At 33.1% G+C, this 239-nt stretch carries 1 pseudogene; it reads right to left on the bottom strand.

Features of this window, described 5'->3' with window-relative positions:
• A pseudogene (locus ACY2RT_RS15600) lies at positions 1–181 on the bottom strand (hypothetical protein); the annotation flags it as partial.
• Between the last annotated feature and the right edge of the window lie 58 nt (positions 182–239).

The raw sequence follows: 239 nt of genomic DNA, 5'->3' as shown, positions 1-239 counted from the left end.
GTGTGGATGTTTTTCTATCATCACTATTCCCACGAGACATGATCAATCCGGCTTCAATAGTATCTTCTCGATTGTTAATGAAGTACACATTCCAATTTTGAGATAAAAAATCTTTATCCCATTCTTTTATTGCTACGATTTGACTTTTTTCACCAACTTGGAAATCAATGTCCTTTTTCATAGAATAACGTCTCCTTTCTCGTTAATCAGTACTTTTAAATTGATCTAAAAACCGGCTA

The organism is Ulvibacter sp. 2210JD10-4, assembly GCF_058148525.1.
This window is presented reverse-complemented; position numbering and strand designations above follow the sequence as displayed.